18 protein-coding genes are annotated in these 22,175 nt (G+C 61.6%); 8 read left to right on the top strand and 10 right to left on the bottom strand.

Annotated elements, in window-relative coordinates; genetic code table 11:
- Positions 1-90: 90 nt before the first annotated feature.
- From acnB to CI15_RS23290, 7 genes are all read right to left on the bottom strand, one after another.
- The gene (acnB, locus tag CI15_RS23320; RefSeq protein WP_062131798.1) at positions 91-2,676 is read right to left on the bottom strand and encodes a bifunctional aconitate hydratase 2/2-methylisocitrate dehydratase; all 2,586 of its coding nucleotides are present in this window, start codon (positions 2,674-2,676) and stop codon (positions 91-93) included.
- 210 nt (positions 2,677-2,886) lie between these two features.
- The gene (locus CI15_RS23315) at positions 2,887-4,200 is read right to left on the bottom strand and encodes an NAD(P)/FAD-dependent oxidoreductase (protein ID WP_161950055.1); all 1,314 of its coding nucleotides are present in this window, start codon (positions 4,198-4,200) and stop codon (positions 2,887-2,889) included.
- Positions 4,201-4,244: 44 nt separating this feature from the next.
- The gene (locus CI15_RS23310; protein WP_153041173.1) at positions 4,245-8,426 is read right to left on the bottom strand and encodes a hypothetical protein; all 4,182 of its coding nucleotides are present in this window, start codon (positions 8,424-8,426) and stop codon (positions 4,245-4,247) included.
- A 284-nt stretch (positions 8,427-8,710) separates the two neighbouring features.
- Positions 8,711-10,384 (bottom strand): FAD-dependent oxidoreductase, encoded by a 1,674-nt coding sequence (locus CI15_RS23305; RefSeq protein ID WP_062131788.1) that lies wholly within the window; start codon positions 10,382-10,384, stop codon positions 8,711-8,713.
- 11 nt (positions 10,385-10,395) lie between these two features.
- Positions 10,396-11,418, bottom strand: a complete 1,023-nt coding sequence (locus CI15_RS23300; protein ID WP_062131784.1) for an aldo/keto reductase — start codon at positions 11,416-11,418, stop codon at positions 10,396-10,398.
- 92 nt (positions 11,419-11,510) lie between these two features.
- Positions 11,511-12,377 (bottom strand): NmrA family NAD(P)-binding protein, encoded by an 867-nt coding sequence (locus tag CI15_RS23295; protein ID WP_062131781.1) that lies wholly within the window; start codon positions 12,375-12,377, stop codon positions 11,511-11,513.
- Positions 12,378-12,477: 100 nt separating this feature from the next.
- Positions 12,478-12,810: a DUF4148 domain-containing protein gene (locus CI15_RS23290; protein ID WP_062131780.1), complete on the bottom strand. Its 333-nt coding sequence runs from the start codon at positions 12,808-12,810 to the stop codon at positions 12,478-12,480.
- 160 nt (positions 12,811-12,970) lie between these two features.
- Between CI15_RS23290 and CI15_RS23285 the strand changes: the two genes are divergently transcribed.
- Entirely contained in the window at positions 12,971-13,885 is a 915-nt protein-coding gene (locus CI15_RS23285) for a LysR family transcriptional regulator (protein ID WP_062131777.1), read from the top strand.
- Between the two features lie 15 nt (positions 13,886-13,900).
- Here the strand turns inward: CI15_RS23285 and CI15_RS23280 are convergent, their stop codons facing one another.
- Positions 13,901-14,800, bottom strand: a complete 900-nt coding sequence (locus CI15_RS23280) for a LysR family transcriptional regulator (protein WP_062131774.1) — start codon at positions 14,798-14,800, stop codon at positions 13,901-13,903.
- A 151-nt stretch (positions 14,801-14,951) separates the two neighbouring features.
- Here CI15_RS23280 and CI15_RS23275 point away from each other — a divergent pair, with 151 nt between their 5' ends.
- The 3 genes from CI15_RS23275 to CI15_RS23265 all read left to right on the top strand — a co-directional run bounded on the left by CI15_RS23275 (position 14,952) and on the right by CI15_RS23265 (position 17,261).
- Positions 14,952-15,698, top strand: a complete 747-nt coding sequence (locus tag CI15_RS23275; RefSeq protein ID WP_062131772.1) for an SDR family NAD(P)-dependent oxidoreductase — start codon at positions 14,952-14,954, stop codon at positions 15,696-15,698.
- 64 nt (positions 15,699-15,762) lie between these two features.
- Positions 15,763-16,503 (top strand): SDR family NAD(P)-dependent oxidoreductase, encoded by a 741-nt coding sequence (locus tag CI15_RS23270; RefSeq protein WP_062131769.1) that lies wholly within the window; start codon positions 15,763-15,765, stop codon positions 16,501-16,503.
- 470 nt (positions 16,504-16,973) lie between these two features.
- On the top strand, positions 16,974-17,261 hold the full coding sequence (locus CI15_RS23265) for a GYD domain-containing protein (RefSeq protein WP_062131765.1): 288 nt from the start codon (positions 16,974-16,976) through the stop codon (positions 17,259-17,261).
- A 96-nt stretch (positions 17,262-17,357) separates the two neighbouring features.
- Here CI15_RS23265 and CI15_RS23260 read toward each other — a convergent pair whose 3' ends face one another.
- Positions 17,358-18,356 (bottom strand): cysteine synthase A, encoded by a 999-nt coding sequence (locus tag CI15_RS23260; RefSeq protein ID WP_062131762.1) that lies wholly within the window; start codon positions 18,354-18,356, stop codon positions 17,358-17,360.
- A gap of 144 nt (positions 18,357-18,500) precedes the next feature.
- On the opposite strand from CI15_RS23260, the gene CI15_RS23255 reads away from it, so the two are divergent.
- On the top strand, positions 18,501-18,803 hold the full coding sequence (locus CI15_RS23255; protein ID WP_062131759.1) for an acylphosphatase: 303 nt from the start codon (positions 18,501-18,503) through the stop codon (positions 18,801-18,803).
- Positions 18,804-19,036: 233 nt separating this feature from the next.
- On the top strand, positions 19,037-19,390 hold the full coding sequence (locus CI15_RS23250) for a hypothetical protein (RefSeq protein WP_062131756.1): 354 nt from the start codon (positions 19,037-19,039) through the stop codon (positions 19,388-19,390).
- Positions 19,391-19,432: 42 nt separating this feature from the next.
- Here the strand turns inward: CI15_RS23250 and CI15_RS23245 are convergent, their stop codons facing one another.
- On the bottom strand, positions 19,433-20,386 hold the full coding sequence (locus tag CI15_RS23245) for a LysR family transcriptional regulator (RefSeq protein ID WP_062131753.1): 954 nt from the start codon (positions 20,384-20,386) through the stop codon (positions 19,433-19,435).
- Between the two features lie 117 nt (positions 20,387-20,503).
- Here CI15_RS23245 and CI15_RS23240 point away from each other — a divergent pair, with 117 nt between their 5' ends.
- Entirely contained in the window at positions 20,504-21,361 is an 858-nt protein-coding gene (locus tag CI15_RS23240) for an oxidoreductase (RefSeq protein WP_062131750.1), read from the top strand.
- A gap of 474 nt (positions 21,362-21,835) precedes the next feature.
- On the top strand, positions 21,836-22,162 hold the full coding sequence (locus tag CI15_RS23235) for an HdeA/HdeB family chaperone (protein ID WP_062131748.1): 327 nt from the start codon (positions 21,836-21,838) through the stop codon (positions 22,160-22,162).
- The last annotated feature ends 13 nt before the right edge of the window (positions 22,163-22,175 follow it).

Raw genomic sequence — 22,175 nt, 5'->3', positions numbered from 1 at the left:
CCAAAAGAAAATGGCGCCGCAGACGTTCAGCCTGCGGCGCCATTGTGCGGCGCTACGACGAGAACAACCCGCCGTAGCCCGTCAACACGCTTACATCGCGACGGTGTCAGCCACTTCCTTGAAGTCCTCGATCTGGTCGAAGTTCATGTACTGGTAGATCTTGTCGCCGTTGGCACTGAGCACGCCCATGTCGGCCATGTACTCTTCCTTGCTCGGGATCTTGCCCAGACGCGAGCAGATCGCCGCCAGTTCCGCCGAGCCGAGGTACACGTTCGTGTTCTTGCCCAGACGGTTCGGGAAGTTACGGGTCGAGGTCGACATGACCGTCGCGCCTTCGCGCACCTGTGCCTGGTTGCCCATGCACAGCGAGCAGCCCGGCATTTCGGTACGGGCACCGGCCGTGCCGAAGACGCCGTAATGGCCTTCTTCGGTCAGCTGCTTCTGATCCATCTTGGTCGGCGGGGCCACCCACAGCTTGACCGGGATGTCGCGCTTGCCTTCGAGCAGCTTCGATGCCGCGCGGAAGTGACCGATGTTGGTCATGCACGAGCCGATGAACACTTCGTCGATCTTGGCGCCGGCGACATCAGACAGCGTCTTCACGTCGTCCGGATCGTTCGGGCAGGCGACGATCGGCTCGTGGATATCGGCCAGATCGATTTCGATGACGGCCGCGTATTCGGCGTCGGCATCCGGTTGCAGCAGTTGCGGGTCGGCCAGCCACTGCTCCATCGCCTTGATACGGCGCTGCAGGCTGCGCGGGTCCTGGTAGCCCTGGGCGATCATCCACTTCAGCAGCGTGATGTTGCTGTTGAGGTATTCGATGATCGGTTCCTTGTTCAGGTGCACCGAGCAACCAGCGGCCGAACGCTCGGCGGAAGCGTCCGACAACTCGAACGCTTGCTCGACCTTCAGATCGGGCAGGCCTTCGATTTCGAGAATACGGCCCGAGAAAATGTTCTTCTTGCCTTGCTTGGCAACCGTCAGCGTGCCTTGCTTGATCGCATACAGCGGGATCGCGTTGACGAGGTCACGCAGGGTCACGCCGGGCTGCATCTTGCCCTTGAAGCGCACGAGCACCGATTCCGGCATGTCGAGCGGCATCGTGCCGGTCGCAGCGGCGAAGGCGACGAGGCCCGAACCGGCCGGGAAGCTGATGCCGATCGGGAAACGCGTGTGCGAGTCGCCGCCGGTGCCGACCGTGTCGGGCAGCAGCATGCGGTTCAGCCACGAGTGGATCACGCCGTCGCCCGGGCGCAGCGCGATGCCGCCACGGTTGCTGATGAAGTTCGGCAGCGTCTGGTGGGTCTTCACGTCCACCGGCTTCGGATAGGCGGCCGTGTGGCAGAACGACTGCATCACGAGGTCGGCCGAGAAGCCGAGGCACGCGAGGTCCTTCAGTTCGTCGCGGGTCATCGGGCCCGTGGTGTCCTGCGAGCCGACCGAGGTCATCTTCGGTTCGCAGTAGCTGCCCGGACGGACACCCTGGCCTTCCGGCAGACCGCAGGCGCGGCCGACCATCTTCTGCGCCAGCGAGAAGCCCTTGCCGCTGTTGGCCGGCTGCTGCGGCAGGCGGAACAGGGTCGACGGGGCGAGGCCGAGCGCTTCACGCGCCTTGGCGGTCAGGCCGCGGCCGATGATCAGCGGAATGCGGCCGCCGGCGCGCACTTCGTCGAACAGCACGTCCGACTTGACCTGGAACTCGGCGATCAGTTCGCCGTTCTTGAGGGCCTTGCCCTCGTACGGGCGCAGTTCGACCACGTCGCCCATTTCCATCTTCGACACGTCGAGTTCGATCGGCAGCGCGCCGGCATCTTCCATCGTGTTGTAGAAGATCGGGGCGATCTTGCCGCCGAGGCACACGCCGCCAAAGCGCTTGTTCGGGATGAAGGGAATGTCTTCGCCCGTGAACCACAGCACCGAGTTGGTAGCCGACTTGCGCGAGGAGCCGGTGCCGACCACGTCGCCCACGTAAGCGACCAGATGGCCCTTTTCCTTCAGCGACTCGATGAACTTGACCGGGCCGCGCTTGCCGTCTTCTTCCGGGGTGATGCCGGGACGGGTGTTCTTCAGCATCGCCAGCGCGTGCAGCGGGATGTCCGGACGGGTGGTGGCATCCGGGGCCGGCGACAGGTCGTCGGTGTTGGTTTCGCCCGTCACCTTGAAGACGGTGATGGTCAGGCTTTGCGGCACTTCCGGACGGCTGGTGAACCATTCGGCGTCGGCCCAGCTTTGCATCACGGCTCGGGCGTTGGCGTTGCCCTTCTCGGCCAGTTCCTTGACGTCGTGGAACTGGTCGAACATCAGCAGGGTTTTCTTCAGCGCGTCGGCGGCCACGGTGCCCACTTCGGCGTCGGACAGCAGCTCGATCAGCGGCTGGATGTTGTAGCCGCCCAGCATCGTGCCGAGCAGTTCGGTGGCACGAGCGCGCGAGATCAGCGCGCAGGCGGTCTCGCCTTTGGCCACGGCGGCGAGGAAACCTGCCTTCACGCGGGCGGCTTCGTCCACGCCGGCAGGCACGCGGTTGGTGATCAGGTCGAGCAGGGTTTGCTCTTCGCCAGCCGGTGGGTTCGTCAGGAGTTCCACCAGCTCGGCGGTCTGCTGAGCCGTCAGAGGCAGAGAAGGAATGCCGAGCGCGGCGCGTGCGGCCACGTGAGCACGAAAGTTTTCAAGCATGGGGGACCTGCTGGTATTTGCGGTTCAGGGGAAGGCTTTCAAGGCACTCCGAGGCTGTGCCGGGCACTACTCTGAGCGCGATTTTAATTGGAATACGCCTGCGAGGTCAAATGTCTTATGTCTTATATAAGAGTTGGGAGCCAAAAACCTTTTAAAATCATGGCGACGGTCGAGCGGCCGAACGGGCAGACTGTCGTCGCGCCTGCCGGGCTATCCAGAAATAGCCGCTCGCAGCGCGGAAAACGCGGCCTGCCCCATCGCCACCACACCGCTGCGTGCGAATGGAGAGGGGTTCAGCGCAGATAGCGCCTCGACACCTTCACGTGAGCGTCCGGTCAACGCCTGTGCTATCGCGGAGGCATATAAGGTCGTAGTGACGAGTCCCTGACCCGAGAAACCAGCGGCGTAGTACAGGCCTGAATCAGGGGCGAGCAGCATGGGCAGGCCGCTGCGACTCAGGTCGCATTGTCCGCCCCAGGTCGACTCGATCTCGATGTCCGCCAGTTGGGGAAAGACCACACCGATTTCCTGCCGGATGCGATTGACATTCAACGCCAATTGGATCTGGACGAGCGCGTCCGCGCCGCCGAACGCAAGCCGGAATCGACCGCTGCCGTCGCCTGCGTCGATCAGCCGTCCATAGTTCATCGCAATGTCGGATGCATCGCAGAAACACGCGCCACTTGGCACCAGCTCGGCGGCGAGGTCGGCGCTAATCGGCGTGGTGCAGAGGATCAGGGTCTGCGCGGGCACGAAGGCGCGCGGCAAACCCGCGTCGCGAATCCCCCCTATTCCGGTGGCGAGCACGACTTGCGCGGCTGTGACGCTGCCGGACGTGGTGTGCAACTGATATCCGCCAGCTGGATTGCGGTTCATGCCGATGACTCTGCTTTGCTCGCAAAGTACGGCGCCCGCGGCAGCCGCCAGCCGAGCGATCGCGACCGTGAAAGAACGCGGATTGAGGTGGCCGTACTGCGGGCTGCCATCATCGCCGCGGAAATAGAGTGCGTTGTTGTAGAGCGGCGAGTTGATATACGTTTTGCGCAAATCGTCGGGGCCGACATAGCGACCCCAGCCGATCCCAAGACGCTCGAGCAGCCGTGCTTCCTCTTCGATCCAGCTGGCTTGCGAGTCCGACTTGCTCACGAGCAGCAGCCCAGGACGAAACTCGCAACCGCCATGGGTCGCGGCACGCTGATGCACGGTGTCGAGCGCGTCGTGCACACGATGCCATGCATCGGCTGCGGCCGTCTCACCAAACATCTCGACCAGCACGGAAAGCGGGATGTCGAAGCCGGGCCACAGTTGCCCGCCACTACGCATCGATTGACCGCTGCCGATGGTCTGCGCTTCGAGAACCACGACCGTACGTCCAGCCCTAGCGATTTCCAATGCCGTCGACAAGCCGAGCAATCCTCCACCCACCACGGCAACGTCTGCACTCGCCGGGCAAGATTGGGTGGTATCGAAGCCGCCGGCACTGTCCCCATAGCAGGTCGGCGCGGCGTTGAAGTCGGTGCGCAAATCGTTGAGAAATTCTCTGAATAGATGACCCATCCGCCGCTCCGTCATAGCGCACCAGTGCCCAGCGTAGGCCCCGTCCAGTTGGATTCGATCCTACGCAGGAACGCCGTGTGCCCCAATTGGTAGAACGGCTCGTCGCCGAGGAATACCGGGTTCCAGTTTGCCTGCTCGCGGGGAAGCAGTTTGTTCATCAGCTGCGGATTTTTGCTTTTTAGCATCGAGAACAGCAGATAGATATTTTCGAGCTGCCAGCTGTCACGCTGCCAACCGTCCGGCAGCGTGGCGCCGGGTGGCTTGCCGACCCAGCGCGTGATCACGCTCCGAAGCACGCTCGCGTCGTGATCGTCGCTGTCGAGCCAACGCTGGGCAACGGGCCCGCTCCATGGATTGCTGAGCCAGCTCAATACCTCCTCGGTCATGAGGCCCACGACGCGGCACTGTGCTTCGTTGCGTGCATGGAGATGCAGCACCACGCGGACGAAGTGTGCATAGTCGTAGCCACTTCTCTCCCCAAGGTTGAACGCGAGGTCCACCGCCCCATACCGGACCTTCCAGTTGCCCGGGTCGAGCAGGCTATCGATCAGCCTCGCCTGCGCCGATGGCGGCCACCCCCAGGAGACGTCCGTCAGCGCCGTGGTCACGATCTCAGTCACGTTCCACAACGGATGGGACAACAGGACCTTGATCGCGTCGAGCGGCTCGTTCCTGGTCTCGCCGGCTGGCGGGAGAGTTTTGCTTCTGCACAGTTCCTCCAGGTCGTGATCCAGGCTTCTGATCCGGCTGTCCAGGTCCGTATTGGCAGATAGCAACTGCTGTTGGTACGATTCGGCGCCGCGTGGACCCGATTCGAACAGTTCCGCGAGACCTGGGTGTCGGCGGCCGAATTCGCTGTTCCGTAGCGTGTACCCCAGGTCCAGGACCACGCGATGATTATCGGCGCAGCGCTCACGAACCGGCTGGGGACCCGGGAAGGCGTCGGGGCTCTCCCTGTATCGTCGCAGACTTTCTTCGTTGCGTGCTGCCACCACATAGCCGAGATCGAGCACGTCGCAAAGGTGATAGTCCCACTTCGGACGGAACAGCTGCTCGGTCAGATCAGTCAACGGGTTCGCGTCGTCGTGGGCGATCGCATGCGCAAGCAGCAATTCCGTCGCGATCATGCGGTCGGTCGGCGACGAATAGCCCTCTCTTTCGCCGCCGTAATCACGGATCACGTCGGCTCTGTAATGTCCCAAACCAACGGTCGAATCCACCGCACCCGCTGGCGCGGGCTGCAAATCGTCGCCCCACAAGTGCTTCAACGCGTAGCCCGCGATTTCACGCAGGTATGCGACCAGATCGTCTTGCCCTGGCGACGAATGTTCGGTGCGCATCCGTTCCAGTTCGTCCTCGATTTCCTTGCGGCGACTCATGTCGTGCCAGACGCTCGCGAACGCTTCGCCCCAATCGTGCCGCAATACTAGGTCCGAGTTCGCGGCGCACGCGTCGAACGACGTTGCCAGATCGCCCCAACCTTCCGGTCTATGGCTGTATCTCAGCAACGTGATGAGTACCGCCGTGTACAACCCGGTCAAATATAGCCGGTGCTTCAGAAAGTCGAATAGGCTTTTGCCTTCGATAGCCGGTAATTGCGCATACCACTGCCGCACTTTTCGCCGGCCGTCTTCGGTGTTCGGCATACTGCTATCGTCCGCGTTCGCCGCGGCTGAGATTGCCGTGGCGATCTCTCGCACCTGCGCCGCGAGGTCGGGCGAGTCCTCGGGCAGCCTCTCCGCGAGCTTGTTGTGCAGGTTGATCGCCCCGGCCAGTTCACCCGCGTCGATCAGATGACTGACGCCGTACCGGTCCAGATAGGTCTTCAGATCCGCGCCGAATTCATCCGCTGCCGCCGAACCACCCGAACTCTCGAGGTAACGTTTGACCAGCGCGCACCAATGCGCTCGTACCGCCTGAAGCTCGTTATCATGCTGCTCCTGATGGAGCTCCTCCCTCAGCGACTCGCGAATTCGCGGGTGGGCAAACCCGGAATGATGGCCTTTATGAGGCGTAAGCCGCAGTATCGAAGGGGTCACCAGAACACCACGCAGACCACGAAGATACCGGTCCAGCATGGGGCGATCGAACTCGGGTTGAATGTCCTCGTGCCACAGCTTGCGCCACGCCTCGCGCGACCTGTCATCGCCGTTGCGCAAGCCTGTGTGCATCAACTCGATCGCGTCGAGAAACGCGTTGAAAGGCAGAGGTTGGTCTGTCCATGCCGCGAGGTAAAGAAGCGCTTTGGCGCGGCACGCGATGGCCTCCGCCTCCACGGGACCGCCCTGTGGCGAATTCGGCAGCGTACTGCCGAGATACCTGATCTTCTCGTCGATCTGATGCTTGAAGTAGTCGCTCGGGCCGGAAGGCAGATCGTCACGATAGCTGTGCTGGGTGTCCCACCTTTTCATGCGCGCCTTGAAGCTGGCCTTGCGTTCACTTTCCCGCTCACTCGCCTCGGAGTCGGGTGAGAGCAGACCCGCGGCGACGATGAAGTACCCTTTCGCTGCCGCGAACACGTGGTCGGATACGTCGTGATTGTCCTCGAGCCTCGTGCCGCACTCCTTGTCGATGGTTCTTAGCCTTCTTGTGATGAAGCCATTCAGGTCCGCATTGCAATGGTCCTGATATTCGTGATCCTTGGCGGAGAGATCTTTTTTGTCTTCAAGCCAGAAATCCATCTTTTTTGAAGGCCACTTGCCGAAGCCCATCTCGTTGCCCGATCGCAGTACCCAGTCCCGCGTGGTCAACACCAAGATCACGCCCGTGGCCAACTCGTCAGGCAGAAAACTTTCGACGTTGGAATCGGTGCCCTGAATGGCGAGATGGAGTTCGTCGAAGGCGTCGAGCAGTAAGACGATCGGGGCAAAACCCGCATCGCTTTTCTGTTTCTCCTTATAGAGATTCGAACACTCTCGAATGAGGTCCGCCATAATTGCCGAGGCGGACTTCTCGGTCTCCACGTTGCCGAGCTTCATGTCCAGTCCCAGACGCGCGCGGGTGCATTTGTCGAGTTGCAGCACGACTGTACGAAGCTCGAAGCTCAGACGGTTCAGCTGACGCTGCTCGTTTCGCTCCCTTCGCGCGAACGCCCAGCCGTCGACGTGTAGACCATCTGGCTGCACCCATATCGCCTGGCGCGCATCGAGCCACTCCTGCGAGTTGACGATCCGGGTGCCCTGCCTCGACTGGTCAACGAGGCCGAGCGAGAAGGCGGTTTTCCCCCAGCCCATCGGGGCTCTTAGTGCGAGGACGCCACAATGCTCCCTCTGCCGCAAGATCGTTTCTTTGATGTTGTGTTTGAGTTCGGCGACCAGCCACTCACGCGCTTCAAACTCGTCTTCGCTGTAACTGACCTGGAACGCTCCGGGACTATTCAGTTCGGCGCGCACATCAGGCCACGCTCCGAAGCCAAACAGCTGAACCGGATAAGCGTAGTCCGTCTCGGTGGTGGCGAGTTGGCTCTTGATCTCCTTGGGTTTGTCGGCGGACGAGAAGTCCACGAGCATCAGGGTCGGACAACGCGGGCGCCAGTCGCGCAAGAAGGCGACGCGAGGCGTCCCGACCTGGCCGATATCCCAATGAAACCAGCGCATGACGAACACCGGAAATTTGCTTGATAACGCGCCGATGAAAGCCATGGCTCGCCTCATCAACGAGCCGACGAATTCCACGAACATCGTACGTAGCGCATGGCTCCGCTTGGCGTCGCTGACCGCTTGCCACAACTGGCGACGAATCTGGGGAGAATCCAGTTGCTTCGGGATCTGTGTGTCTAAACCAAAAGCGTCATCCAGAAAGAAGTAGGACTCTCGCGCACGCTCGTTGATGTCGCCCAGAACCTCCCGATCCTTTCCGGAAAGGGTAAAGAATGCAATACGTGGCCAGAAACGGATCCACGCGACGACGAACATGATCGTCGAAATAATAAGGTTCGAGGAATTGACTTGCAGATGCAAAAAATCACTCAAATCCGAAAACAGTTTGTGCAACTTGAAAATATTCGCGAGATCCTTGGTGATCTTGTCTATGTTGTTCTGAGGGAAGTGCTGAATGAGAATGGCGTAAACCGCATTGCAGATGCGCAGAGAAACAAAGAAGATAAGAATCGAAAATGCAACCCTGCCGACCTTCATCAGTAGACCATCGATCTTTCTGCTATTGATCTGCGATGGTTTTCTCTTGTCTGCCATCTTCGACTCGCATAGGTGTTGATGCGTGGTCCTCGTCTTCTTTTTGTATAGCGGACACGCGGAGCTGACAGGCGAGTTATACCGCTCGCACGCGGAGTTGCGGGCAGTATCACTGTCGAAAAGACATGCCTACTGTGCGCTAACGTACATATGCTGTCCGAAGTTTGTGTCCTTCTTGAGGGTTCGCCTCAACTGTAGGAAATCAGTAAGGAAGTGACGGATCTGTTTTGCTTGGCGCTGATCCGGCATTCACGAAACTGTCGCAAGCTCGCAGCGATTAGCCCTCACCCGCCACTTGCAAGATATTGGTGAACGGCCTGAATAGCGCTTGCGCCTTCTCCCACGGCAGCCGCCACTCTCTTGACGGAGCCACTGCGCACATCGCCAGCGGCAAAGATGCCGGGCCGGCTCGTTTCGAGATCATGCGGCGGTCGATCCGCTTTCCACTTTTCGCCGGTAGCGGCGCCTGTCAGCACAAATCCATTCCTGTCCAGGGCGACACAATCGCCAAGCCACCGGGTATTGGGCTCAGCCCCAAGAAAAAGGAAAACGTGCCGAATCGGCTTGTGTTCGATTTGTCCCTGACGGTCCCACCGGATTGCCTCGAGTCTCGACTCACCGCGTAACTCGACGATCTGAGTCCTCGTGTGCACCGTCATGTTGGGCGCCGCGTTGATCCGCCTGATCAGATACGCCGACATGCTCGCACTCAGTCCTTCGCCGCGGACAACGACGTGGACATGACGCGCGAACTTCGCCAGGAATACCGCGGCTTGTCCGGCTGAATTCCCGCCGCCGACCACGATCAACTCTTCGTTGTTGCAGAACCCGGCTTCCATGAACGTCGCACTGTAGTAGACGCCGCGACCTTCAAAATGCTCGAGACGCGGTAGCTCCGGCTTCCGATAGCGCGCACCGGTGGCAATGACGACAGCGCGAGCGTAAACGCGCTCGTCATGATCGAGGCCGATGCGAAACGCCTGGGTGTCTTCGCAGTCGATCGTCAATGCCTCGATGGGCACGCCGACCTCGGCACCGAACTTACGGCATTGAGACAGGCCGCGACCGGCTAGCGCCTGCCCGGATATGCCGGTCGGAAAACCAAAGTAATTTTCGATCTTCGAACTGGTACCGGCCTGCCCTCCCGGAGCCTTGGCATCCAGAACCGCCACTTTCAATCCCTCTGATGAGGCGTACACCGCCGATGCGAGCCCGGCGGGTCCCGCCCCCACCACGACCAGGTCGAAGTGCTCCCCATCGAGCCGGTCGGGACTCAGGCCGATCGCGTCTGCGACTGCCCGGTGACTCGGTTGCGTCAGCACGATGCCTTGCATCGTGACGACGATCGGGATGTCGGTTTCCGTGACGCCATAACGTGTCAGGAGTTCTTTTGTCTCGGTGTGCTCGACAATATCGAAGTAGGCCGAGGGTTGACCGTTACGGCTAAGGAAGTGGCGCAAGCGCAGCGTAGGGGCCGAGGACGTGCTGCCGATCACCATCAGCCCTACCTGTCGCCCCTTGATGAACGCGACCCGGCGCAGGATATAGGCGCGCATGATGGTTTCGCTCAACTCCGCTTCAGCAATCACGAGCGCATGCAGGGATTCCTCATCGATAACGATGACCTCACAATCGCACATGGCACGTGTCGTGGCCACCGCCGCGCGGCCGGCGAGCGTGCCGACCTCGCCGGTGAAACTGCCGGGGCCGTGCGTGCCAAGCACTCGAGGGCCTTCAACTGACGCTCGGGTCGCCTCGATCGTTCCGGACAGAATGGCGAACATGCCCGTGTGCCGGTCGCCTTCGGAATAGAGGATGTCGTTGGCTTTCAGCTTGCGCCGCTCGCCGTATCGCTCCAGTATCGCCAGCTCCGTTTCGCTCAGCGTGGGATAGACCTGATGGTAGCGGCTGCCGCCTGATGACAGCTCGTCGGAATTGCCTGAAGCGTCGTTGCTCATGCGGGGCTCCCTCAACTCAAGAGGCGATCCTTGTCGTGAAACTGCTGCATCCAGTAAGGATACGGCAGGTTCGGCTGCGAAACCCGATTCAGTCGTTCGGTTTGCTCAAGGTTCAAGCCGATTTTCCGGGCGTCGAGGTTTACGCTCAGCTGGTCGGGCGTGCGCGCGCCGACGATGACGGAACAGACCTCCCGGCGTGCCAGAAGCCACGCCAATGCCACCTGCGCCGGCGACGCATTCAATTCCGCAGCGATGTCGCGCAATACACGCACGATAGGATCCGCCTTCGCGGGATCGATCGGCGGAAAATTCAGGCTGCTTCGACGTCCGGTTTCGCCGTTGCTTCCCTGCGTGTACTTACCGCTCAGGTAGCCGCCGGCGAGCGGACTCCAGACTAGAAGCGAAACATCGTTCGCCTTGGCCACGGGCGCGATTTCATGCTCGACGTCGCGGCTCGTCAGCGCATAGTGAACCTGATTGGCGACGATGCGAGCCCAATGCGTGCGGTTTGCAATTCCCTGTGCGCGCTCCAGGTCGCCGGCGCTGAAGTTGCACACGCCGATGTGCCGCACCTTGCCCTGCGTGACGAGATCGTCGAGCGCGCGAAGCGTTTCTTCCAGGGGGACGAGTGCATCGCGGTCGTGCAACTGAAAGAGGTCGATATGATCCCGGCCGATACGCCGAAGACTCGTTTCCACCGACCGCATGATATGCGAGCGGCCGAGCCCGACGTCGTTGTGGCCGGCTCCTGTGCGCAGCCGAACTTTGGTCGCAACCAGCATGCGCGACTCGTCGAGTCCAAGGTCGGCGAGTACCTGACCAACGACCGCTTCAGATTGACCTTGCGAATAGGCGTCAGCGGTGTCGATCAGGTTGATACCGTGCTCGACGGCCATCGCGACAAGTCCTGCGGCCTGAGCCCGGTCGAGGCCGGCAATGTCGCCCCAGATCCCCGTACCGGCGCCAAAGGTCATGGCGCCAAGACAAAGGCGGGAAATGCGCAGCCCTGAGCGCCCGAGTGTGCCGTATTCCATTGCGAACCCCTTGATCTAAATCCATTGGTGAACGATTTGCGGAACGCACCCGGCGACGCGATAGCCTATCTGCGCCGCAGAGCGCGCCCGCATTAGCCTGCCTGCGAGACGAGGTCTCGGACAACGGTTTCCAGTTCCACTTCGCCCTTGATGATGTCGGCTTCCTCGCCTTCGAAATCAATCCAGCCTTGATTGAAGCCGTCGAGCATGCGCATACGCGGCATCGGTTGCTTCATGCCTTGAGACTGGAACAGCTCACTCCATGTTTCGCGCGGCACCGCCTCCACACGAACGGGACGACCGAGCACGCGGGCAAACGTGTCGGCCAGATCGATTGGGCTCACACGTTGCGGCCCCTCCAGTTCGATCACACGCGCGCCGCGCCAGGTCTGTTGAAGCAACTGTGCGGCAACGCGACCAACGTCCGCCGTCGCGACCATCGGCACAGCCTTGTCGAGCGGCTGCAGAAAGCTGGGGATGATTCCTGTGTCCCGGGCCGGCGCAACGTCCCATGCGGCGTTTTCCATGAACCAGCCGGGACGCAGGAACGTCACGGACATCGGCAAATCCCGCAGAGCCTGCTCCATCAGCGTGCGTTGCGTGAGCAGATTGAGCTCGGTGGCCTGCGCGCCTATCGTCGACAGGCATACAACCTTGCCAGGTGCCGCCGACTGAAGTGCCTTGCGCACCGCGTCAATGACGACGCGTGCCTCAGGAAAGCCCGGCGCCGGATCGAACTCCGAGGGCGGCAAAATGAAGACCCCTTGTGTGCCCTCGAAAGCGGCACTCAGGGACACCGCATCGTCCATGTCGGCCGTCACCAGTTCACAGCCACGCTCGGCCCACGAACGTGCCCGGGCGGCATCGCGTACGACCGCGCGTACCGGCTGACCTGCTGCGAGCAGCGTGCGCGCCAACGCACCGCCGACCTTCCCTGTTATCCCTGTGATTGCATACATCGCTGTTTCTCCTTGCGCATAGAGATGTGGTCCGATCCCTGAGCGGCGCTCAGGCGTCCCATGAAATTGCAATGACTCACGCCTGTGGGTGACGTGCCAATCAGTGATGCGAGTAAAGCGAATCGATCGCTACACGCGTGGTGAGGCGGTTGCCCGAAGCGGACGAACCGCTGCTTGCACCGCCCACGCCACTGCCGACGTTCGACCCGGTACCCTTCTGCGAGGCCACGACGGCTTCGGCTGCCTGAATGTCGGCGGGGTAATGCGGATCGTTGGCGCGGCCGGGGCGGTAGCCCGCGCTTTCCAGTTGTACGAGTTCTGCGCGCACCTGCGCACGCGTGAAGGTCGAGCTGGATTCCTGAGCGTATCCAGCGGCCGGCAACGCGATGGCGGTGGCGACAGCGATGGAAAGTGCGAGATAACGGGTATTCATGGCAATGCTCCTTTGGGTCGTTAAGGACGAAACGTCCTGTTGGGATGCATTGTGGTTAAAGGCGAAGAGAAACTAAATGATACGGATGACACTTGTGAAGTGACTGATAGTCACTAATGGGCGATACTGCGGTTCTTGAAGCACCGTGTGGGGAGCGGTAATGAAATCGTCGAGAGAGAATCTCTCTAGCGGTATCAGCGCATTTGCTGCCGTCGTCGATGCGGGGACGTTCGCAGCTGCGTCCGAAGTGATGGGTATGTCGCCACCCGGGGTTAGCCGGGCAATCGCCCGACTCGAAAAGCGGCTGAAAATACGCCTATTCAATCGGACGACCCGCTCCGTTTCCCTGACTGAAGAGGGCCGGCGGTTCTACGAGCAGGTCATGCCGCACTTGAGGGGAATGGAGGAAGCGGCCGCGGCTGCGACGGGAGGCGCCGCGACAGTGCGCGGGAAGCTGCGAATCAATCTTGATCCGGCCTTCTTGCGAATCGTTCTGGGCCCGAAGCTCAACGAATTCATGGACGCACATCCCGAACTCGAACTCGAATTCATTGCGAGAGATCAGCTCGGCGACCTCATCATGGACGGCTTCGATCTGGCCTTGCGGTTTGGCGAACCTCGCTCATCCAGTCTGATTGCGCGCAAGCTCCTTGACACCGCGGTTGTCACAGTCGCATCGCCCTTGTACATCGCTCGCCGGGGGCGGCCAGCGGAGCCTCAGGAGCTGAGTCGCGGCGAGCACAGGTGCCTCGAATTCCGCAACCCGGAAACCGGACGGCCGTATGCGTGGGAGTTTCATCGCAAGCGCAAAAAGCTTGTTGTCGAAACGAATGGACGGCTCACGGTGAACGATCCGAGCGCACTCCTCAACGCATGTCTGGCCGGCTCCGGCATCGCGCAGATGCTGCTGCTGGGCGTCGAGCACCTGATCCGGGAAGGACGGCTGGTCAACCTGTTCCCAGAGTGGCCGGACGAGCGCTTCCCGCTCTATGCGTACCATCCATCGCGGCACCATACGCCGGCCAAAACAAGGGTGTTTCTTGACTTTATCGTCGCTCTGACGAGTTCTGCTTAGCCCCGGACATCGGATTCATGTCGACCTCTTCGCGACGCGCGAAATCAGCTCATCCACTCTCGAAAGGAACAGCTTGAGAATCGGGGAGGTATTGGCCTGGCTGTAGCCGATGACCAGATCGATCGTCGGGACCTCGCCTTCGAGCGGACGACTGACGACCGACCAGGGCATCAGGTTCTCGACATAGGACGGGATCAGCGTCACGCCTCGCGTCGACGCGACCAGCGACATGACCATCGCGGGATTGTCCACACTCTGTGCCGGCGTGATCTGGACCCCGGAGCGATCCAGGTATTCGTCGATCACCGCGCGCAGCACCTTAGCCTTGTTAGCCATCGCGATGAAAGGCTCGCCAACGAGTTCTTGCGCAGGGACTGCCGCGCGGGACGTCAGCGGATGGTCACTCGGCATCAGCACCACGAGCGGTTCGCGGCACACCACCTGGTAGGTCAGATCGAGCTCCGGTTCGGCTCGCAGGAACGCCAGATCCAGCTTGCCGCGCACGAGCCCGGCGGCGAGGTCCGGCGAATAGTCGCTGGAGACGGTGACGTCGATGTTCGGCCACTCGCCACGCAAAATGTGCATGGCTTCAGGCAGCCACGTCATTTCCTGCCCGGTCAGGAAGCCGAGAGCGAAGCGCTGCTTCGCAGGATGCGCTGCCCTGCGGGCCGATTCGACAGCAGCCTCCACCTGGGTCAGCGCCAGCCGCGCATGATCGATGAACGCCTTGCCTGCCGCGGTCAGCTCCACGCCGCGCGCGCTACGGCTCAGCAACTCCACTCCGACCTGGTCCTCCAGGTCCCGAATCTGCCGGCTCAGTGACGGCTGCGACGTGTGCAGCCGCCGTTCGGCCGCCTCCGTCAAGCTACCCGTCTCGGCGACGGCGATGAAATACCGCAGGTGTCGCAGTTCCATGTAGGGCCCATGCCTCCGAGGTATGCCATCCAGCCTATAAAGTCTTTTTCAATCTTGCCACAAGTCCCTAGATTTCCTCCTGTGGCGACGTAATGACGAGTGCTTCCAGTCAAGCCCCATACGTCGCGGTCATACCTCACAGGAGTGAATCATGAACAAGCCCGTTGTCCTCATCACCGGCGCCCTGACCGGCATCGGTCGCGCCACCGCCCTCGCCTTCGCCAGGAGCGGCGCCCGCCTGGTCGTCTCCGGCCGCCGTCAGGCCGAAGGGGAGACACTCGAAGCCGAACTTCGGCAGCTCGGCGCCGAAGCGGCATTCATCCAGGCCGACGTCCGCCGCGACGACGAAGTCCGCAATCTGGTCGACCGTACCGTGGCCCGCTTCGGCGGTCTCGACGCCGCCGTCAACAATGCCGGCACCGAGGGTCAGCCGGGCGCGGTCGTCGACCAAAGCGCCGAGAGTTACGCCGCGACGTTCGATACCAACGTGCTGGGCACGTTGTTGAGCCTGAAGCACGAGCTGCGCGTGATGACCGCTCAGAAGAGCGGCAGCATCATCAACATCTCGTCGACCTACGGCCACGAAGGAGCGGCCTACGCCGCCGTCTACGCCGGCAGCAAGCATGCGGTCGAGGGCATCACGAAGTCAGCGGCGCTCGAAGTCGCCGCCACAGGTGTGCGCGTCAACGCCGTTGCCCCGGGGCCGACCGACACCGGCATGCTCGACCGCTTCACCGGCACAGCGGAGCGCAAGGCCGCGCTGGCGTCCTCTGTTCCGCTGGCGCGCATCGGCAAGCCGGACGACATCGCCAGCGCCGTGCTCTACCTGGCATCCGATGGCGCCGCCTTCGTCACCGGCCAGATCATCACCGTCGATGGCGGCAAGACCGCGGGCTGATCGTCGTTTCACTGCCGTCTTGCAACTGAGCTTCGACTCTCTCTAACTTGTGAGGACACTTTTCATGGCAAACCTGACCAACAAGACTGCGCTCGTCACCGGCGCCTCCCGTGGCATCGGCGCGGCCATCGCAACGCGGCTGGCCGCCGACGGCGCCCGCGTTGCGATCACCTATACCAAAGGCGCCGACGCCGCCGCCCAGGTCGTGAAAGCGATCAAAGCCGCTGGCGGCGAAGCCATCGCGATCCAGGCGGATGCGACCGACGCCCAGGCGGTCAACGCCGCGGTGGAGCAAACCGTCAAGACCTTCGGAGAACTCGACATTCTGGTGAACAACGCTGGCACAGCGATCCCCAAACCATTCGAAGAGACGACCCTCGAAGAGATGGATCGGATGATCGACCTCAACGTGCGTGGCGTGTTCATCGCCACGCAAGCCGCACTCAGACACCTGAAGGATGGTGGCCGTATCATCAATATCGGCTCCTGCGTGGGCGAGCGGGCGACGACGCCGGGCCTTGCGGCCTACTCGGCGACCAAGGGCGCAGTGAAAATGTTCACGCAAGGCTTGTCGCGCGAGGTCGGCTCGCGCGGCATTACGGTCAACAATGTCCAGCCAGGCCCCATCGACACCGATCTGAACCCCGCCGCGGGCGACTGGGCGGTGCCGCAGATCGCCAATACGGCGCTGAAGCGCTATGGCCATGTCGACGAGATCGCCGCGCTGGTGGCCTTCGTCGCCGGCCCGGAGGCAAGCTACATCACGGGAGCCAACCTCACCGTCGATGGCGGCACCATCGCTTGACCGGTGAAAGGCCGTGTGCGGCGGTTGTCGTTGTCGCCGAAATCCGCGAAACAGGTCGGCGCAGCATCGCAACCTGTTCGACGTTTCCTCGATCGACATGCACCGATCCGCACACATCTTCCCCCTTGCGTCCGCGTAGCCCGGCGAAAGCCAACTCCGCCGTATCGCCAGCATGGCGGAACGCGTCGCGCTATCGTCATTTCCCGCGTCGTTTGACCTCGTGAATGACCGCGATTACGCCCGCCGGTACCCGGATGCGTCGCTGCACGCGCCCCGTCCGTCACGTAGTCATATTTCTCGACGTATATCGCTCGCCGGCGATCCTCCAGCGCGGCTGGCGACCTCAACCGTTAAGGGCCGGAACCTTACTATAATCAAAAGGCACGGGAACGCGCCGCTCGACAGGTCGCTGCCGGCTTTAATGTGATTGCCGTACCTGAGCGCGGAGCATTTTTGCATGGAGGCACCCCATGGCTACCTATGTCATCCTCAGCCGTCTCGCTCCTGACGCGTTCACGGATCCCAAGGAACTCAAGCAGATTGCCGCCACCGTGGCGGAGAAGATCAAGACTGAATGCCCTGCCGTTACCTGGAAAGAAAGCTATCTGACACTGGGGCGGTTCGATGTCGTGGACATTGTCGAGTCGAACGATCGGCAACAGCTCGAGCTCGCGGCGCTGATCATCCGCGGCTATGGGCACGCCGCCACCGAAACGATGCAAGCGACGGTGTGGAACGATTTCATCGGCGCGCTGTAGCAATGCTGCTCGTCTGACAGGGCGCCTCCAGCCAACGGTGTTTCCGTCGACCCGCCCGCCTGTGAAATGCTGTGCAGGATGCGCCCTCTCGGCGCCTCACCGTTCGTCTTCGCGTGGGGCTTGCTGTGGGCTGAGGCCTTTGCTGCTTAGCCAGTCCGGATTGAACAGCCGGGAGCGGTATATATCGCCGCGATCGCAAAGCAACGTCACGATCGTATGGCCTGGACCCATCTGCCGCGCGAGCCACACCGCTGCCGCCACGTTGATGCCGGTCGAGCCACCGACGAAGAGTCCCTCTTCCTGCAGCAAGCGGTAGACCATGTTCACGCAGGTCGGATCGTCGATGCGAACGGCTTCGTCGATCGGCGTACCTTCCAGATTGGCCGTCACGCGGCTCGAGCCGATACCTTCCGTGATCGAGCTGCCTTCCGCGCGTAGCTCGCCCGTCTTCACGAAGTTGTATAAGCCGCTGCCTTCAGGATCGGCCAGCACGATCCTGACGTCGGGGTTCTTTTCCTTGAGAAAGCGTGCGACGCCAGCCAGAGTGCCGCCCGTGCCCGTGGCACTCACGAACGCATCCACGGTACCGGCCGTATCGCGCCAGATTTCGGGCCCGGTGGTTTCATAATGCGCCCGGCGATTCGCGAGATTGTCGAACTGATTGGCCCATATCGCGTTCTCCAGTTCGCCAGCGAGGCGTCCGGCGATCTTCTGGTAATTGTTCGGATCGCGATACGGCACAGCGGGTACCGGCCGCACTTCGGCGCCGAGCGCGCGCAGCAGCTCCATTTTTTCCGGCGATTGCGTATCGGGAATGACGATCACGCAGCGATACCCTCGCGCCGCACAGATATGCGCAAGACCGATCCCCGTGTTGCCCGCCGTGCCTTCGACCACGGTTCCCGCCGTCTTCAGGCGCCCCGTACGCTCCGCATCCAGGATGATGTAGAGCGCCGCGCGATCCTTGACGGAGCCGCCCGGATTCATGAATTCGGCCTTGCCGAGTATCTCGCAACCCGTCTCCTCGCTGAGCCTCGCAAGCCGGATGAGCGGCGTGTTGCCGATCGCACCGGCAAATCCCTCCAGCACTCGCATGATGGCCTCTCTCCTACAATAAATGCGTTCTTCATGGAGAATAGGCCGGGGAGCGGCGCATGGGTAGGGTCGCGCGCGCGTGGAGCAGCGCCATGCGCTCGTATCAGTTCCATCTGCTCTTAGGTTCCACCTGGGAGACCTTATATGAACCCAGACGACGGAATGCTCGAGACCCGGTTGGTGCGGGTGCGAGGACAGGTGCAGGGCATCGGCTACCGCGAAGCGTGCGTGCGCCGCGCCAGGGCTTTGGCTGTCACGGGCTGGGTGCGCAACCGCATGGACGGCTCCGTCGAGGTAATGCTTCAGGGCGCCCCTAGGCAACTTGCCGAGATGTGCGCGTGGCTCAGTGAAGGAATGCCCGCGGCACTAGTCGACGAGCTTGAAGTGACAGACGTGCCGCCGCCGTTTGCCCGCTTCGATGAATTCGACCGGCTGCCAACCTTGTAAATCTCAAGATCCGCGAGGCCATTGACTACGTGGAACGTGGTGGGCACCTGTTCGAGCGCATTAGCGTTTCTTAATTGAAATTAGGTGAATTAGCTTTTCTCGTTTCAGCATGGGCGGCAAACTGGCGCCATCCGACTCTTCATGTCCCCGATCCGACAGCCGCAATTCAACTGATCGAGTGGACCATTGCGTCGACCCCGTCTTTGCACACCTATGCAAATGAGGAGGCAGTCATGGCTATTTATACCGGAAAGTTTGCCAGGCTCTATAGCGCAATCCATCATCGCCGTGAACCCGTCATCTATGCATCCACAATAGTTGCCAGTAATAGACTCGCACTCTTTGCGGCGCTTGCAGACAATCCGTCCTCAGCAGAAGAGCTTGCAAACATAAGCAAAACAGAGTTGTTCTGCGTGCGCGAGTGGTTGGCCGACCTCACCGCGTCTGGCTATCTCCAGTACGATGCCGCTAGCCAGCGGTACTGGATGACCGAACAGCAGGCCTATGCGCTCGCCGACAAGGCTGGCAATGCTTTTATCAAAGATGCATTTGCAGTCTGGCGCAAGGCGAAGCTATGCGGGAGCTGACGCAAACCGACCGATGCCTTGTCGCGCGATTGGCCGCCGTTTTCAGCGCGCTCGCTTCGCGCCCGGCGCAGTGCGCAGCTCAGACGCCTTGAGGAAAAAGTCGCTGTTGTCCGCGAGCCGCGCGACCATGAAGTCGATGAAGGTTCTCACACGCAGCGGCTGCTCCGTTCGATGACGGTAGTAGATGTAAATCGACTCGCGCTCGGTCATATGTTGCGTGAGCAGCGGGACGAGCCGCCCAGCGCGGACATGGGACACCGCCGAAAAGCTGCCAAGCTGACCGATCGCGAGACCGGCCACGACGGCGTCCGTTTCCGCGTCGATATCGTTCGCGCGCAGCGATGCTGCAACCTCGCGATAGACGATTTCGCTGCCGATCAGAAACTCCCACGGCGCCTGCTTGCCGGTGTTCGCACGCCGGTAGCCCGTGCAACGATGAGCGTCGAGTTCGTCGATCGTTTTGGGCACGCCGTACCGCTCGAGATAGGCCGGCGACGCGCACACCACCAGTTGGATGGGCAGCAAGCGCCGCGCAATTGCGCCCTCGGAAGGGGGCGATCCTCCGCGGAAGCCGACATCCGCGCGATCGCTGATGAGGTCGGTGAAGTGATCGTCGAATCGGACATCCAGTTGGACCTCGGGATAGAGCGCCGCGAATTCGAGGATCGACGGCCAAAGCACCGTTCGACCGAGCGCTGCCGGCGCGCTAACCCGCAGCGGGCCCGCGACTTCCTCTTTTGAGCGGCGAGCGTCGTCGAGCGCCGCCGACAACATGGTCAGCGCCGGCCCCACGCCTTGCAGCAGTTGTTCTCCTTCTTCCGTCAGGCTCAGCTTGCGCGTCGTCCGGTGAAACAGCCGCACGCCCAGTGATTTTTCCAACTGCATGACCGCGTGACTGGCCGCCTGCGGCGAGATACCGGTGTCGACGGCCGCCTTGCGCAGATTGCCGAGCGCCGCAGCGCGGGCAAAGATCGAAATCGCTCTAACCTCATTCATCGACGGCTCCCGATTCGCAAATAAAAGTTGATTATCAGTCTAGCAAACGACGGCTAGTGCGGGCGAATCTCCCGTCATATGCTTCGTTCACCTTCACCACAAACGCAGGAGCGAATCATGAGCAACGTCACGAAACAGCAGTTCAAGCGCGTCTGGTTCATTACCGGCGCATCGCGCGGTCTTGGCGCGCTGATCGCGCAAGCCGCACTGGCAGACGGCAATGCGGTCGTCGCCGCGGGACGCAACGTTGCCGCGCTCAGCGAGCGTCTCGGCGAGTCGCCCGCGCTGCTGCCGGTCGCGCTCGACGTAACCGACGACGCGCAGGCCAGAGCGGCGGTCGCCGCGGCCGTCGAGAAATTCGGCCGCATCGACGTGCTGGTCAACAACGCGGGGTTCGGCCTGCTCGCGGCAATCGAGGAGTCGAGCGACGCGGACGTGCGCCGCATGTACGACACCAACGTCTTTGGTCTGCTGAACGTAACGCGGGCAGTGTTGCCGGTCATGCGCAAGCAGCGCTCCGGGCACGTGATGAACATGTCGTCGATTGGCGGTTATCGCGCGGCCGCGGGGTTCGGCGTGTACAGCTCGACGAAGTTCGCGGTCGAAGGCATTACGGAAGCACTCCACGCGGAACTCAAGCCGCTTGGCATTCATGTGACCGTCATCGAACCGGGCTACTTCCGCACCGATTTTCTCGATGCGTCGTCGCTCGTGGTCGGCAAGGAAATCATCGACGACTATGACGAAACCTCGGGCAAGGTACGCCGCCTGGCTGTCGAGATGAATCACAATCAGCCCGGCAATCCCGACAAACTCGCGACGGCCCTCGTTACCCTCGCTGACGCGCAAAAGCCGCCGCTGCGTCTGCCGCTCGGCAGCGACACACTGAAGGCGATCGCGGACAAAAGTGCTTACGTGATGGCGGAAACGGAAACGTGGAAAGCGCTGTCAGCGTCAACGGACTTTGCTGTGTGAGTCGTTGAGATCCCTTTTGTCTTAACAACAAAAGGGAACCCACTGTCAGGCGATGGCGGCAGCCTTTGGCGAGACTTGCCAAGCGGCCATTTGTCCATCGTGCCGGTTGTGGCGTGGCCGCGTGACCTCGCGAAAGAACAGAGCGCCAGGATAAGACCAAAGTCCAATAGCCTTCCGGTTGAAATCGAACTATCAATATCGACACCAGAATGGTGAGCTTGCGCCCCGTGCCAGGGGGATGACGTGACTCTGCCATTCGTTCTGCGGTAGGTGACCGCTAGATGCCGCTTACGCGAATCGGGCCAGACGCGGCTCCATCGCGCCCGTCGTGGCACTGCCCATGCTTGAAGTTATCTCGGGCATCCATATCCTCTCCGAACAACTGGCGCTCGGGCTCCGCACGGTGGTCCACGACTCTCCGGCCAGGTGCGGACGCCATCTGCGGCGGCCATCCCTCTCCTCAAGGAGCGCAATGTGAATCGAACCCTGCTCTCATCCATCCTTGCCTGTCTCGTCGTCGCGCAACCGGTTCTCGCCCAGTCCGGCAAGCCGATGAGCCCCGCCAAGATGACCTGCGAGGACTTCGTCGCCGTCGACGACGTCTACCGCCCCACCCTCGTCTACTGGGTCGCCGGCGTCGACAAGCTCGGTATCCGCGAAAGCGACGTGATGGTGGTCGATACCGCGACGCCCATCGGCATCATTGTCGAGGAGTGCAAGAAAACGCCGAAGGTGGCGTTCAAGACGAAGGTTCGCGAGTTGTACAAGAGCGGCCGGATCAACCTCTTCGACCATCACTGACACAGGCGCTGCG

This window comes from Paraburkholderia monticola, from assembly GCF_001580545.1.
GTDB lineage: Bacteria > Pseudomonadota > Gammaproteobacteria > Burkholderiales > Burkholderiaceae > Paraburkholderia > Paraburkholderia monticola.
Note: the sequence above shows the minus strand (reverse complement) of the source record. Positions and strands in the feature narration are given on the sequence as shown.

What these genes read in the sequence shown, in the direction of transcription:
- CI15_RS23270 (WP_062131769.1), top strand. Translation starts at nt 15,763, where the DNA reads ATGGCAAACCTGACCAACAAGACTGCGCTCGTCACCGGCGCCTCCCGT.
- acnB (WP_062131798.1), bottom strand. Translation starts at nt 2,676, where the DNA reads ATGCTTGAAAACTTTCGTGCTCACGTGGCCGCACGCGCCGCGCTCGGC.
- CI15_RS23265 (WP_062131765.1), top strand. Translation starts at nt 16,974, where the DNA reads ATGGCTACCTATGTCATCCTCAGCCGTCTCGCTCCTGACGCGTTCACG.
- CI15_RS23260 (WP_062131762.1), bottom strand. Translation starts at nt 18,356, where the DNA reads ATGCGAGTGCTGGAGGGATTTGCCGGTGCGATCGGCAACACGCCGCTC.
- CI15_RS23275 (WP_062131772.1), top strand. Translation starts at nt 14,952, where the DNA reads ATGAACAAGCCCGTTGTCCTCATCACCGGCGCCCTGACCGGCATCGGT.
- CI15_RS23250 (WP_062131756.1), top strand. Translation starts at nt 19,037, where the DNA reads ATGGCTATTTATACCGGAAAGTTTGCCAGGCTCTATAGCGCAATCCAT.
- CI15_RS23280 (WP_062131774.1), bottom strand. Translation starts at nt 14,800, where the DNA reads ATGGAACTGCGACACCTGCGGTATTTCATCGCCGTCGCCGAGACGGGT.
- CI15_RS23295 (WP_062131781.1), bottom strand. Translation starts at nt 12,377, where the DNA reads ATGTATGCAATCACAGGGATAACAGGGAAGGTCGGCGGTGCGTTGGCG.
- CI15_RS23300 (WP_062131784.1), bottom strand. Translation starts at nt 11,418, where the DNA reads ATGGAATACGGCACACTCGGGCGCTCAGGGCTGCGCATTTCCCGCCTT.
- CI15_RS23240 (WP_062131750.1), top strand. Translation starts at nt 20,504, where the DNA reads ATGAGCAACGTCACGAAACAGCAGTTCAAGCGCGTCTGGTTCATTACC.
- CI15_RS23255 (WP_062131759.1), top strand. Translation starts at nt 18,501, where the DNA reads ATGAACCCAGACGACGGAATGCTCGAGACCCGGTTGGTGCGGGTGCGA.
- CI15_RS23305 (WP_062131788.1), bottom strand. Translation starts at nt 10,384, where the DNA reads ATGAGCAACGACGCTTCAGGCAATTCCGACGAGCTGTCATCAGGCGGC.
- CI15_RS23245 (WP_062131753.1), bottom strand. Translation starts at nt 20,386, where the DNA reads ATGAATGAGGTTAGAGCGATTTCGATCTTTGCCCGCGCTGCGGCGCTC.
- CI15_RS23285 (WP_062131777.1), top strand. Translation starts at nt 12,971, where the DNA reads ATGAAATCGTCGAGAGAGAATCTCTCTAGCGGTATCAGCGCATTTGCT.
- CI15_RS23290 (WP_062131780.1), bottom strand. Translation starts at nt 12,810, where the DNA reads ATGAATACCCGTTATCTCGCACTTTCCATCGCTGTCGCCACCGCCATC.
- CI15_RS23310 (WP_153041173.1), bottom strand. Translation starts at nt 8,426, where the DNA reads ATGGCAGACAAGAGAAAACCATCGCAGATCAATAGCAGAAAGATCGAT.